Source organism: Neobacillus vireti, assembly GCF_036962465.1.
GTDB lineage: Bacteria > Bacillota > Bacilli > Bacillales > Cytobacillaceae > Neobacillus > Neobacillus vireti_B.
Genome location: NZ_JBALNF010000021.1, coordinates 74,525 through 88,202, shown reverse-complemented (window position 1 = coordinate 88,202; position 13,678 = coordinate 74,525). Strand labels below are relative to the sequence as shown.

The following is a 13,678-nucleotide window of genomic DNA, read 5'->3' as shown; positions in this document are numbered from 1 at the left end:
ACCAAGGCGCTTGCGCTTTTCGTGTTAAACTCTTTGAATCATAAACTCAAATTCACTATTTTCATTTGCTTTAATAAGGTGTTCATCATGTACCGGTGCTCCCCAGCTATCGTCACCGCCAACCCCCATCTGCCTGCCCGCTACCGTGACAACGGTGTAATGAACATTCGGAAGCTCATACAGATGCTGTGCATTCTCAAGTTCGAAAGCTGTATATGGTGAGAAATTGCACTCCAACGGCTTGCCCACAGAAGAAATGCGCAGACCGCGTCCGTTTTCATTCGTCACACTCACTCTGCGGACTCCAGTCCGATTTCCAGACTCCTGCGGCATCACATAGCCTGATAGATTATCAGTGACTTGATTTTTAAAGATTCCAAGCTTTGCTCCCATCGCACGGTCAGAATAATTCTCTTCCGGACCCATCGCATACCACTCCAACTGGTTATAATCAGCCGGTACCTTAAACGACACCGCAAAAATTGGCAGCTGCGGCAAATTCTCAGCACCTTTATAAGCTGACTTCACTTGAACATTTCCATTTGGATACACGGTATACACCGTCTTCACTTCAATCTCGCTGTTAATCGAGAATTGGTACGTGAACGCCACGCGTACTTGACTACTGCTTTCTTCCACTTGGAAATCAACACATTTCCTTGCCAGGCTGGCCGCATACCAAAGCCCGGAATGGAAGCTTTGCGAATAGCCGCGGTCATTGTCCGTCGTCGCTCTCCAGAATAACGGAGCCGGCGGAAGGGCAATCATTTCTCTTCCTGCATAGTTCAAAGAAACGAGACTTCCCACCTGTTTTGAAAACATAACAGTGAAATCCCGACCGTGAACGCCGATATTGACATCACCATGGGCGACCCGCAGCTCGCCTTTTACAGGAGCCTCTTCTGGAGCATCCACTTGATAAACAAATTGTCCAAACGCAATCTCATATCCTGACTCTGCCCAAACCGTACTTTCTTTCAGCTTGAGAGAAGTTTGAACACAATATTCACCTGACTCAGCTGCGACGTCTTTAGGCAAAGCAAACTCGAAACGGGCTTCGCTTTGCGGTGCCACTTTGGCTGAAAGTCTGTTTCGATAGACTTCCCTGCCCTCCAGCAATAGCACATATTCCAATTCATAGGCATCCGTATTCGAGAAAAGACTCTCATTTTTAACCGTAACACCCGTCTGATCTGGCAGAAGTTTAAAGTCTTGATATAAAAATTTCACTTCCTGCATCTTTGGTGATAGCTCACGGTTCGCATACACAATTCCATTTGTACAAAAACCATAATCGGTCGGACGATCGCCGAAATCACCGCCGTAAGCAAGGTATTCATGACCATAGCGGTCCTTCTTAAAAATCGACTGATCTATATAGTCCCAGATAAATCCGCCTTGGTACATCGGGTACTTTTGTTCTAAATCCGTGTACTTATACATACCTCCAAGCGAATTTCCCATTGCATGCATGTACTCGCAGCTGATGTACGGCTTTTCTGGATTTTCGGTTAAATATTTTTCAATATCCGCCGGCTTCGCATACATCCGGCTTTCCATATCGCTGGTCGCATCGTAATCACGGTTATGGAAAACCCCTTCATAATGCACCAGACGGCTTGGATCTGTGCTCCTAAAATAATTCGATACGTTCAGGATCACTTCACCTGCAAAGGATTCGTTACCACACGACCAAATTAATATTGATGGATGATTCTTGTCCCGCTCTACCATGGAAATCGCGCGGTCCATGACAATATCTTGCCATTCCGGCTTATTCCCTGGAACATTCCAAGACGGTTCGACCGCACCCATCTTTTGCCAAGACCCGTGAGATTCAAGATTCATTTCGTCAATCACATAAACTCCGTACTCATCACATAGCTCGTACCAATAGCTCTGATTTGGATAATGAGACGTACGAACGGCATTAATGTTATGACGCTTTAACGTTTTAATATCCCATAACATATCTTCTTTTGTAATCGCACGTCCGCTTCTTGGGTTAAATTCATGACGATTCACCCCTTTGAATACGATTCGCTCTCCATTAAGGCGCATAATCTTATCCACAAGTTCAAATCTTCTAAAACCAAGCTTTTGCGGCACGACCTCCACCAGCTGGCCCGCTTCATTAAACAGCTGCACATATAATTGGTATAGATAGGGACTTTCAGCGCTCCACAGTTCTGGTTTATCAATATTCATGGTGAACGAACATTGGTCGTCCGCTTCTTCGACATTGGCGAAAGCAACCATTTCACCATTTTGATTGAACAATTCAGCAATCACACTTGAAGCACCCAAATCGAGCAGTTTTAAGTCTGCAGTTAACGTCCCCTTTGTAAAAGTGGCGTCTAGTTCCGGACGGACATGTAAATCAGCCACATGAATTTCCGGTACGGTATAAAGGTATACTTCACGGAAGATTCCCGAAAACCGCCAAAAATCTTGGTCTTCAAGCCAGCTTCCCGTACTTCTCTGGTACACCTCAACCGCGAGCTTATTTTCTCCTTCGGTTAAAAAGGGTGTAAGTTCAAACTCCGCCGGTGTAAAAGAGTCCTCACTGTAGCCGACAAATTCTCCGTTCAGCCATACATAGAAAGCGGACTCTACACCTTGAAAGGAAATATACACTGGCTTTTTTTCCATATTGGCTGGCACGGTAAAAGTTTTTACATAGCTGCCAACAGGATTATGATCTGTCGGAATTTCTGGGGGGCGGATCTCGTTATGTCCATCCCATGGGTACATCGTATTCACATATTGCGGCTGACCGTAACCTTGGAGTTGAATGTGGCCAGGAACGGTAATATTCCCCCATCCAGCAACATTAAAATCTAGTTTATAAAAATCTGCCGGACGGTTGTCTGGATTCACCGCATAATGAAATTTCCAATCGCCATTTAACGAATGGCGCAGTTTCATGGGAGCTGCGCTTTTTGCTTCATCCATCGTTTCATAGTATCGATGGTCAGAATGTGCAGGAAGACGATTGACCGCAAATACATTTAAATCCGTAAGCCAATTAATAGTTGGAATCATTTTATCTCTTACTCCTTTTATTTTTTGGTTCTGTTTGGTTGAACGGCTTTCGATTTACCAAAGTGGCGCTCAGATTCCCTTTCGGGGCAATGAAAACCCCAAAATGGATGCGCCTTTCGCTAGTTGAAGTTGCTTATCCGCAAATTGGCTCTCTTCTTCCGCAAGTTGGAGACGCTTATCCGAAAGTTGGCGCCTCTTATCCGCAAATTGCCTCTATTCATCTCCAAATCAGCTCACTCCAAAGCGGCACTCATACCCCAATTTTCGTCCATGAGCCATATTAAAAACAACTGAAATTTTTAAAAAATTATCTACTTCACAGATCCCATCATCCCTGCAACGAAATGCTTCTGCATGATAAAGAAGATTAACGCTGCCGGCAATGTGGCAATCACGATTGCCGTCATAATCATTCCGAAATCAGGTGAATAACTAGACCCAAGAACAGAAATCAATAGCGGAATCGTTTGATGTTCCGGAGACTGCAACACGACAAGCGGCCATAAATAACTGTTCCAGCTAGCCATGAACGTAATAATCGCACCGGCAGCATAAGTTGTTTTCATCGTTGGCAGATAAATTCTGAAAAAACAGCCAAGCTCAGTTAAACCATCAATTCGGCCCGCTTCTAAAATATCCTTCGGAAACATTTTCGTACTTTGGCGAAAGAAGAAGATTAGAAACGCCGTCGTCACCGTTGGTAAAATAACAGAAGCAAACGTGTCAATTCCTATAAGCGGTACAGTTTGAGAAATCATCCCAAACATTCTGAACAAAGGAACCATTAGTGCCGCGAACGGAATCATCATCGACAGCAGCAAGAAATTAAACACCATGTCTTTTGCTTTACTTTGATAAATCTCAAATCCATATCCCGCCAAGGAAGCAATCAGCAAAGATAGAACGGTTGTCGTAATAGAGATTTTGGCTGAATTCATTAAAGCGGGTACAAGGTCGACCGTGTCCAACAGATTGTGTAAGTTCTCCCCAAAATGACTGCCTGGTAAGAGACGGCCCTTTGTCACATCGACTGATTTATTGGTGGCGCTGACAATCATCCACAAAAAAGGAAAAATGGAAACGATGGCACAAGCAGCTAGAAATCCATAGCTAAATACTTTTTTAATCATTTTTATCACCTGCCACTTTGAACTGGATAATCGAGAAGATCACAATCATAATCACAATTGCGTACGATACAGTTGCTGCATACCCAAAGTCAGGAGTGTATTTAAACGACAAGTTGTAGATATACTGGGAAATCGTCATCGTCGCGTTGCCCGGTCCACCTTGAGTAATATTCATGACCTCATCAAACAACTGAAGGGTACCGATTGTTGACGTAATAGATGTAAATAAAATGATTGGCTTCAACATTGGGATGGTAATTTTGAAAAAGGTTTGAAAACTTGAAGCACCATCAATCTTGGCCGCTTCATAAATCGATTGATCAATATTTTGCAGTGCAGAAAGGTAGAAAATCATGTTATAGCCGGTCCAGCGCCAGGTAATCGCCACAATAATCGCGATTTTTGCCCAGAAAGGATCGGTCAGCCAATGAATCGGCTCGGAGATCAGCGAAAACTTCAAAAGGAAAATGTTAATAATCCCTTCCTGTCCAAACAAATATTTAAAGATAACCGAGTAAGCAACCAGTGAGGTGACACATGGCAAAAAGATTGCCGTACGGAAAACGCCTTTCAATTTCATCGTTTTATCATTCAACATAACGGAAATAAATAAGGCCAGAAGAATCATCACCGGTACTTGAATAATTAAATAAATGACCGTATTCTTCACAGTTGTAAGGAAGGTTGGATCCTTAAATAAGCGGGCATAATTTTCAAAGCCTACAAATGTAAGGTTTGTACCGGTGCCGGATTGCAACGACATGATAAAAGCCTGAACCATCGGATAAAAATAAAATATACAAATCATCACAGCAGCAATGGCAATAAACGACCAGCCAATCGCGGTATTTTTAATCCGAAAGCCTCGGGTAGAATGGACAGTTTGGATATTCTGCTTTGTTTTTGCGGTGATCATACTCATTCAACTCCCTATTAGAAAAGCGTAAGCGTCCTGTTCAGCGGCGTATGGCCTGGAGTGCTTTGACTGAGATAAAGGAAACACGAAGAGCGAAAGCGCTTCGATGTTGACTTATCGTAGGGAAAAGCGCGAAGGACACTAGCCGCTAGGACGCTGAAGCTAGACAGTTCTACTATTTTTTCAAGAAGAAGCCCCGGAACCACCCACCTGACACATGTTATCGCTCCATTAAACCAATTAGGAGAAGCCGGTGAGTTCCCGAGGCTTAATTTCTTATTAAATTTGGCTTATTTAATTTGCGCCTCAGCTTGTTTTTGAGCATCTTCTAACGCCTTATCAAGCTTTTTACCTTTAATATAGTTTTGAGCTTCCACCGCTAAAAGATCTTCAATCGCATACGTATGCAAACCATAATTGATTTGTGGAATTTGCTCTGTCCATTTCGCAAAATCAGAAACAACTTTCTGTCCACCAAAGAATTCGTCAGCTGCCTGATACGCTTCCCCTTTAGTTGCAGGCGCATAAGTACCGATGGCACCCATTTCTTTGTTTAATGTCTGATAGAAATCAACGTTTGAACCAAATGTTTTGGCAAGGAATTCAGCTGCTTTTTCTTTTCCAGGAACATTTAGAACATACCATGAGCTTCCGCCTAAGTTTGAAGCGTTAACTGCCCCTTCAATATCAAGACGCGGCATTGGAACAACTGCCCATTTACCAGATTGTGATGCTTCTGCCTTTACAGAAGGAGTAATCCAGTTACCTGTAGGAACAGTTGCAACATCACCATTGTTAAATCCAGCTAAGAATTGGCTCCAGTCAGAAACAGGTGTGACTAAATCTGCATCTAAAAGCTCTTTATACGTTTCAAAAGCGACTTTCAATGCTTTATTTCCAGCTAAATTAGGTGTTTTGCCATCTTCTTTTGTATACCAAGAACCAGCTGATTGAATCATCATACGGATCAGACCAAGGTCGTTAGGGTCTTGTGTCAGCATGTTTTTACCAGTTGCTGCTTTTACTTTTTTACCAATTTCAATGTACTTTTTCCAGTCAATATTTTGTAAATCGGCTACTGTGTAACCAGCATTTTGTAAATAGTCCGTTCTAACGTAAAGTCCTGCAACACCCGTATCAAATGGAAGGCCATAGTTTTTACCATCCACGCTTGTTGGAGCAATTTTATACTGAGCAAAATCTTTTGCATTAAATTTTCCAGTTAAATCATAGAACATATCAGGATAAGCCTGAAGGAAGCTTTGTGCACGATAATCTTCAATTAAAACAATATTTGGCAGACCCTTAGTCGTACCAGAACTTAAGCTAGTATTCAGCTTTTGAATAATGTCATCTTGGGCATTTTCAATCACCTGAATATCAACGTCTGAATTGATAGACTTATAGGCATCTTTCGCTAGATTCATAGCTTTAATATTAAAATTAGGATCCCATGCCCATACTGTTACTTTATTGGTATCCTTTGAAGCTCCTGAAGTCTCTTCTGTTTTCGAACCTGAAGAACAGGCAGCTAACATCAGGATACTGACTAATAATAGTGCAAGTACCTTTTTCATCTAATTTCCCCCCAAGTATAATTCAGTATCTTTGTAAGCGTTATCCTGCTTACATGTACTATGTTAGCACCCTCTAAGGGGAATCCGTTAGGACGATATTTTTATAAATTTGTACTATCTTCACAAAATGAATCCGCTTACTATTTTAAAACTAGGATTATTTTTAGATTCTAGGATTATTTTTGCATAGGAAGGGAAATTCGCACCTTTGTCCCTTTGCCTAGCTCACTAGTGATAGTTACCCCATAGGATTCACCATAAATCAGTTGAATACGCTCATGAACATTTCTTACCCCGATACCGGAGAATGCCTGTTTCCGCTTCGTACTAGGCAGATGGCTTTCCTCTGAAACTTCCATTCCATCACCATTATCGACAATCTCGCAAATCAACTGGTCTCCCTCCGGCCAGACGAGGACATGAATATATCCCTCAGGCTTATGATTGAACCCGTGAAAAAAGGCATTTTCCATAAAAGGCTGAAGAAGCAGTTTTGGTACTTGCAGGTCCATACAATCAGGTGAAACGAAGTAGTTAACTTTAATCCGCTCTCCGTATCGTTTTTGATTAATAAAGACATAATTTCTTAAATTATCGACTTCCTGCTTTACTGTAATTGTTTCACTGACATTACCAAGCGTGTTCTGCAATAAGGAAATTAACGCCTGAATCATTAATTCGGTTTCCTCCTTACCTCCCTGTCCCACCATAAATTTAATCGAAGCCAATGTGTTGTATAAAAAATGCGGGTTAATTTGCTGCTGCAGTGCGGCGAGTTCGGCATTACGACGCTGTTTTTGTGATAAAACTAACTGATCGACATATTCGTGGAGCTCATCCAGCATCGAGTTAAACGCCGTGCCAATCTGCCTTGTTTCATACGTACCGGACACCGAAACATATTCGTCAAAATTATGTTCTGATGCACTTTTAATTTGCTTGACCAGCTTTGACAAGGCATTTGTTAACCGCCTTGAGGCGAATAGCACGAAAAATAGAGCAACAAAAACGATTCCCATTGAAATAAGCAGAATTTTCTTCTTGTCAATTAAATCTCCAAACGCGGTTTCCTTATCGATGATGTTAAGCATGTACATATCAAAGGATGGGAGATATTCCATCATAATGATTTGTTTCTTACCCATAAAATCTCCGATGACCTGATTATCCTTTTCGTTCTTCCCGATTTCGACGGCGTAATCCCGCAGCTCGGCGGATTTTTTACCGATAAGGTTAGACAGATTACTCGATACAATCGTCCCTTCCTTATTAATTAAAAAAACATTATTACCTGGAGTGGTGTAACTGGAATAAAATTTTCTAAATTCACTCTCTCGGATGGTAATATACAAGGATCCATAGACCGTTCCAGAACGATCCATTAATGCCTTGGATGCAATAATGTAATTTCCTTCCTTTGTCCCTGTACGGTGATCATATTGATAGAGCAATCTTTTCGGGTTTTCCATTGTATTCCTTGTCAAGATGCTATACTTTAACTCTTCGTCGGTGATCGGCCAATAGGTACGTTCATTGGTTGCATAGTTCACGCCATTTTCCCCTCTAACCATGATACCAACCTCATAAGAAGCCAAAATCGGTTCAATCCGCTTTGTCAGTTGACTCAAGGTGAAAATAGACGCTAAACGATCGACGTTCGATTCCTCTTTCGTGGTTAGAACGTCCTTGATGGCCACACTTTGCAGCATACTGTTAGAGGCCATTACCACCGAGTAGTGGTACTTCTCAAAACTGTCTTGTACTTGGTCCATTACTTTCGCATTGGTAATGCTGAACTTTTCAAAAAAGAACTGCTCCGACATGCGAATCGTCGTCCACGTGATCGTGATTGAAACGGTGACAATCATCATGACGGTTATCAAAAACATCGTGATAAATAAATTGTTATGTCTAAAACGTTCCGGAATGAATCTCATAAGGCTACCATCACTTTTCACATCAATTGTTTTCTTCTGAACTGGCTCGGTGACAGTCCTTTGATTTTTTTAAATACCTTGCAAAAATAACTGTGGTCTGAATAACCAACCATCCCGCTGATTTCCGAGATGCGGGCAGTTCCTTGAATGAGCAGCTTGGTTGCTTCTTCAATCCGGATCCGATTCAGGTATTCAATAAACCCTTCGCCATGATGGGTTGAAAAATAACTGGACAGATAGGAAGGATTAAAATGAAAATATTGGGCCACGCCGGTCAGTGTCAGCGGCTCGGTGTAATGGTCATTCAGATAATCTAGTATTTTCTTGATATGAACATTTTCCGGTTGAAATGCAGTCGAATTGATCGTTTTTTTGGCTTCAGCAATAAATTCATCCAATTGTTCTACCGCTTCCACCGCAGACCCGGCATCCTCAAAAGCCTTAAAATAAGTATACTTGGCTTGCTCTAGTTCCTTTACATCGTATTCCATATTACTAAGCAGAATCAGGATATTAAAGATAATGTTGCCAAAAAAAGCCTTGTATTCATACACATCGGTTGTATAGCAGGTTGAAAATACGTTTACATGCTCCTGTAAATAATCAAATGCAGATTCAAAGTGCTTCCGCTTAAATTCACTAGTAAACCAATCTAAATTAAAGTTCTCTACTTTAGGCGAAGGCATCGGCAAATCTTTTTTTGTAAGAACCAGCTGCTTAGGAAAATAAAACTGATAGTTTACTAGCACTAATAATTCCTCTTTGTAGACAGCACCAATCCTTGAAAAGTCTTCAAATTCCTCACTGAGAGCAAAACTGAGATTGGTTTCAGACTCTGCTAAGTTTTTAACAAATGGAATCAATCCAGAAAAATCATCACCGTTAACAATGATGATATTTTTTTCATAATAGAAGGAATAGTTTTGTCCCGTTAAATCTGTGGTCATTTTTTTCTTAAAGTCATTAGGCAGTTCCGCTTGTCCAGTTTTAAGGTTCACAGCCAATAAGCAAAACCTTTGATTTGGAAAGACTGCAGATAGTTGAGTAGAATCATATTCTGTTTGATAGCCAGATATCAGTTTAGTAATGATTTGTTCACTAGAAGGACTTGCGTCTACTGGCTTGTCCGCCGATGTAAGCGACGGAATTCTGCTAGCTGCCTTCTTGAGCACGTTTAATAGTCCTTCTGCGTCAAGCTTTGGCTTTAATATATAATCAACCACACCACTTTGAAACGTGGATCGGACGTAGTCAAAGTCACCATAACTGCTTAAGACAATTACTTCAATAGAAGGATACCGTTCCTTCACAATTCTCGTCAGTTCTTCTCCATCCATAATCGGCATGGCGATATCGGTAATGATAATATGCGGTCTTACAAACTCAATCATTTCAAGCGCTTCGAGCCCATGTGAGGCTTCTCCGACCACCTCAAAGCCTTCCTGCTCCCAATTAAGATAATGCTTAATCCCTTGCCTAATTAAAATCTCATCATCAACAATAAGAACCCGGCCTCGTTCCCCAGCTGTCATTGAAATCCCTCCAGAATCAGGGGGACGGTTCTCATGCTTCCGAAGCATGAGAACCGTCCCTTCGCTTAATTATTCTATCAAAAAGAAGCACAAGAACCGTCCCCATGCTTACCCTTGCTTAAAAAATTTTTCCCTTTACCCCTATATCGACACTGTTTTTAACTTATACCAATTATAGTCTATCTATAGGACTAATATAAATAGGGGGAATTATGAATGAAGTTTCCAAAATTTATCAAACTCTTTTTTCCTGTAGTTATGCTTTTCACTTTATTATTACTGCCCTCCTCTCTATCAAATGCATATGCAAGAACTCAGGTTGTAAAGCATCCCACAACAGAAAAGGCGGCCACCTATATTACTTCCTTCAATCTGGTCCAAGGTAAGTGGGTGGGGAAATTTGATTATATCCAGTGGTATTTTGGCAAGGCTGCTGATAGAGAGTTTATAAAGGACTGTAAATGCTCTAAGGAAATGGATCATGCTCCAGATGGATACTGGATTCGAAACGTTAACCCCAAAATACGGACCTTTACCATTTCAAAAACAGCCCGCTATGTTTTACAAACACGAAATTTATACAAAATTACCTGGAATGAAAATGTAACAAGAAACCAGTTTATAACCTTTTTAAAACAACGAGATACACACCACCAAATTCCTTTTCATATCGAAGTAAAAAACGGAGTAGTCACCAAGATTACCGAACAATATATTCCTTAATAGGAGAAGGGGGAAGCAGGGGGACGGTTCTCATGCTTCCCCCTTTTCTTAAAAAAACACTTGAAATTGTAAACGCTTTCAGTTATATTATAAATAGGTCGGATGGCAAACGTGGTCATCATGGTATACAGCGTAGGCGGAGCTGATACTACTATTTTTTGGTAAGAGCTATGAAGCTCTTTTTTTATTTGTCTATTTTTTTAGAACGCCAGCACAGTCACCCACTAGAGAAAACTATTTCAGCTTTTCTGCCAAACATTCATTTTTACATAATAAAGAACTTGCGCAAAACACGCTAGACTCCGTGTTTTTTCATATTAATAGAGATAATTAGTCCTGCAATTAACTTTCACCTAATATGAGTCGAAGCCCCAATTCGATGCATATAGTACATTATTGAAAAAAAGCAGGAGGAGATGCTCGTGGTCATACATGTGGTCCGCAGCGGAGAAACACTCTGGCAAATTGCCAATCAATACAAAGTCAATATGAACCAGATTGTTCAATTAAATGGGTTACAAAATCCAAATCAACTGGTAATAGGCCAATCGTTAGTCATCCCTGTCCCTGGTACATCACACATTGTAAAGTATGGAGATACGTTATGGGCGATTTCCCAACAGTATGGTGTGTCAATTAACTCTATCATTCAATCCAATCAGCTCACCAACCCCTCTGTCTTATATCCAGGTACAAAACTAATCATCCCTCCAAGGGTTCATATCACTCAAGCCGGGGAAACGCTCTGGCAAATTGCCAATCGTTATGGAGTTACCGTTCAAGCCTTAATCACTGAAAATCAGATTCAAAATCCAAACGTCATTTATCAAGGTACCCCTTTAAGAATACCGACGCGAAAACCGACGATTGAAGTCAATGCCTACACGTATCAACCCGACCAAGCAGCCGCAGATACGGTAAATGAGCTGGCCCCTTATCTAACCTATATTAGTCCGTTTGCTTACCTGATAAGTGAAACTGGGGATCTTACTCCAGCTCATGATGAGTTAACCATTCAAGCTGCCATAGCCAAAAATGTGGTACCAATGATGTCGATTACAAATTTCACCTCATCAGCTGCCGGCTCCAATGTTGCACATACTCTTTTATCCACCCCTAGTTTACGCGAAAAAGTCCTGACAAATATGCTTCAGATTATGGACCAAAAAGGGTATAAGGGCGCCAACATCGATTTTGAAAATGTATTACCAGCGGATCGTGAGAATTACAACACTTTCCTTCAACTAGCCGTAGATCGTCTGCATCCTAAAGGATATTTTGTCTCCACAGCCTTGGCTCCAAAAGCCAGTGCGACACAAGCAGGTTTGTTGTACGAAGCCCATGATTATGAGGCACATGGCAGAATTGCCGACTTTGTAGTATTGATGACGTATGAATGGGGATACCGACTCGGGCCGCCACAGGCAATTTCACCGATTAACCAAATGAGGCGTGTCGTGGAATACGCTAGAAGTGTCATGCCGGCAGAAAAAATCTTTTTAGGCTTCCAAATTTATGCCCGCGATTGGCTCCTTCCACATGTTCAGGGACAAGAAGCCGAAACATTTAGTACACAAGAAGCGGTTGCCCGTGCTGTCAAATACGGGGCGGCGATTCAATATGATACCACCACTCAGTCACCGTTTTTCCGTTACACGGATGAACAAGGCCGCGGCCATGAAGTCTGGTTTGAAGACGCTCGGAGTGCTCAAGCGAAGTTCGACCTGGCCAAGGAATTTAACCTTCGAGGAATCAGTTACTGGGCATTAGGATATCCTTATCCGTCAAACTGGGCGTTGCTGGAGGATAATTTTACGATTAGAAAAGGTAGGCCGACAATATGAAGCAAAGGGACGGTTCTCATGCTTCCAAATCATGAGAATCGTCCTATAATGGCATCTATTCCAGGTATTGAGGATAAGCCATGCCAACTCCGGATCACAGTCCTTTAAAAAGTATTCGCAGCTTCAAGAATTCGTTTATAAGTATTCATAACAATAGTAAGGTCGGGGTCCTGTCCATTCAATTTTGGAACATCAAACTCGGATAAAATAAAGTGATATTTCGGCACAACATTATGCCTATTTAAGCAACTCTTAGTACATGACAAAGGGCAGCCGTCTATTGCAATAATATCTCGTTCTGATTTTGCAGTTCGGACCAGGGGTTTCACGTCGCCTCCGACTCCAGCAATACAAGACATTTCAGCAACATTCTCTCGATCCATTTTTATAGCAATCATATTTGCAGTTTGGGCGGCAGAGGAACATCCGGAACATGAATACACAAGTGGCAAATGATTCTTTTTCATCTGTTTACTCCTTTCAAGAGCATGTGATTTGTTGTTTATTTTAATTCTTGCCGGATAGACCGTCTGTGATATCTCACACAATTCTGTATTTTCTTTCTTTACCTTTACCAACTCTCATAATTCTTTATGGAGTTTCGACAGATTTCCGCCTACTTTCGTTATGTGCTATACTATTCAATCGTTTGATTAAAAAAGCTGCAAGTACTGGTCTAATCGTGATTTTCTTTCCAAAACTATAAAAAGATTGTCGATCCATTACAGAGTTGTGGAATTTACGGGAGCGACTCTCTATGGGCGACAATCGGAAGGTTTGCACGTAAAAAAGGCCCAACTAGCGGATAAGAGCTAGTCGGGCTTGGCGGTAAAACAATATCACAAAGAGCACCTTTTTCATGTTTTTATACTTTTTTGATCTGAAAGAGCTTTTAAAAAGCCATTGCGATAACGATTTCGTTTTTCTCCTGCTTTCAAGCATAAGAATCGTCCCTCTGCGCCCCTTAGCCTCAT

Annotated in this window: 10 protein-coding genes; 3 read left to right on the top strand and 7 right to left on the bottom strand. The window is 41.4% G+C overall.

All coding sequences use genetic code 11. The annotated features are described in order from the left end of the window. Positions 1 to 24: 24 nt before the first annotated feature. Positions 25 to 3,045, bottom strand: a complete 3,021-nt coding sequence (locus V7077_RS09055; RefSeq protein ID WP_335500587.1) for a glycoside hydrolase family 2 TIM barrel-domain containing protein — start codon at positions 3,043 to 3,045, stop codon at positions 25 to 27. 89 nt (positions 3,046 to 3,134) lie between these two features. Between V7077_RS09055 and V7077_RS09050 the strand changes: the two genes are divergently transcribed. Beyond that, positions 3,135 to 3,329 (top strand): hypothetical protein, encoded by a 195-nt coding sequence (locus V7077_RS09050; RefSeq protein ID WP_335500585.1) that lies wholly within the window; start codon positions 3,135 to 3,137, stop codon positions 3,327 to 3,329. 27 nt (positions 3,330 to 3,356) lie between these two features. Here V7077_RS09050 and V7077_RS09045 read toward each other — a convergent pair whose 3' ends face one another. The 5 genes from V7077_RS09045 to V7077_RS09025 all read right to left on the bottom strand — a co-directional run bounded on the left by V7077_RS09045 (position 3,357) and on the right by V7077_RS09025 (position 10,137). Beyond that, positions 3,357 to 4,175: a carbohydrate ABC transporter permease gene (locus V7077_RS09045; protein ID WP_420489624.1), complete on the bottom strand. Its 819-nt coding sequence runs from the start codon at positions 4,173 to 4,175 to the stop codon at positions 3,357 to 3,359. Then, positions 4,168 to 5,091, bottom strand: coding sequence for a carbohydrate ABC transporter permease (locus V7077_RS09040; protein ID WP_335500583.1), 924 nt, complete (start codon positions 5,089 to 5,091; stop codon positions 4,168 to 4,170). The genes V7077_RS09045 and V7077_RS09040 overlap by 8 nt, the downstream gene beginning before the upstream one ends. 290 nt (positions 5,092 to 5,381) lie before the next feature. Next, on the bottom strand, positions 5,382 to 6,668 hold the full coding sequence (locus V7077_RS09035) for an ABC transporter substrate-binding protein (RefSeq protein WP_335500581.1): 1,287 nt from the start codon (positions 6,666 to 6,668) through the stop codon (positions 5,382 to 5,384). A 176-nt stretch (positions 6,669 to 6,844) separates the two neighbouring features. Beyond that, positions 6,845 to 8,605 carry a sensor histidine kinase gene (locus V7077_RS27715; RefSeq protein WP_420489623.1) on the bottom strand — a complete coding sequence of 587 codons (1,761 nt, stop codon included), beginning with the start codon at positions 8,603 to 8,605 and terminating at the stop codon, positions 6,845 to 6,847. A 17-nt stretch (positions 8,606 to 8,622) separates the two neighbouring features. After that, a complete protein-coding gene (locus tag V7077_RS09025) occupies positions 8,623 to 10,137 on the bottom strand; it encodes a response regulator transcription factor (RefSeq protein ID WP_335500579.1) in 1,515 nt (504 codons plus the stop codon). 216 nt (positions 10,138 to 10,353) lie between these two features. Here V7077_RS09025 and V7077_RS09020 point away from each other — a divergent pair, with 216 nt between their 5' ends. Together V7077_RS09020 and V7077_RS09015 are read left to right on the top strand one after the other, a co-directional pair. Continuing rightward, complete coding sequence (locus tag V7077_RS09020; RefSeq protein ID WP_335500578.1) at positions 10,354 to 10,860, top strand: hypothetical protein; 507 nt, start codon at positions 10,354 to 10,356, stop codon at positions 10,858 to 10,860. 422 nt (positions 10,861 to 11,282) lie between these two features. Beyond that, positions 11,283 to 12,704, top strand: coding sequence for a LysM peptidoglycan-binding domain-containing protein (locus V7077_RS09015; protein WP_335500575.1), 1,422 nt, complete (start codon positions 11,283 to 11,285; stop codon positions 12,702 to 12,704). 104 nt (positions 12,705 to 12,808) lie between these two features. Here V7077_RS09015 and V7077_RS09010 read toward each other — a convergent pair whose 3' ends face one another. Next, positions 12,809 to 13,171 (bottom strand): putative zinc-binding protein, encoded by a 363-nt coding sequence (locus tag V7077_RS09010; RefSeq protein WP_335500573.1) that lies wholly within the window; start codon positions 13,169 to 13,171, stop codon positions 12,809 to 12,811. Positions 13,172 to 13,678: the final 507 nt, after the last annotated feature.

Excerpts from the sequence above, each read along its gene's own strand:
- V7077_RS09040 (WP_335500583.1), bottom strand. The coding sequence starts at position 5,091 with ATGATCACCGCAAAAACAAAGCAGAATATCCAAACTGTCCATTCTACC.
- V7077_RS09035 (WP_335500581.1), bottom strand. The coding sequence starts at position 6,668 with ATGAAAAAGGTACTTGCACTATTATTAGTCAGTATCCTGATGTTAGCT.
- V7077_RS09020 (WP_335500578.1), top strand. The coding sequence starts at position 10,354 with ATGAAGTTTCCAAAATTTATCAAACTCTTTTTTCCTGTAGTTATGCTT.
- V7077_RS27715 (WP_420489623.1), bottom strand. The coding sequence starts at position 8,605 with ATGAGATTCATTCCGGAACGTTTTAGACATAACAATTTATTTATCACG.
- V7077_RS09050 (WP_335500585.1), top strand. The coding sequence starts at position 3,135 with ATGAAAACCCCAAAATGGATGCGCCTTTCGCTAGTTGAAGTTGCTTAT.
- V7077_RS09010 (WP_335500573.1), bottom strand. The coding sequence starts at position 13,171 with ATGAAAAAGAATCATTTGCCACTTGTGTATTCATGTTCCGGATGTTCC.
- V7077_RS09025 (WP_335500579.1), bottom strand. The coding sequence starts at position 10,137 with ATGACAGCTGGGGAACGAGGCCGGGTTCTTATTGTTGATGATGAGATT.
- V7077_RS09045 (WP_420489624.1), bottom strand. The coding sequence starts at position 4,175 with ATGATTAAAAAAGTATTTAGCTATGGATTTCTAGCTGCTTGTGCCATC.
- V7077_RS09055 (WP_335500587.1), bottom strand. The coding sequence starts at position 3,045 with ATGATTCCAACTATTAATTGGCTTACGGATTTAAATGTATTTGCGGTC.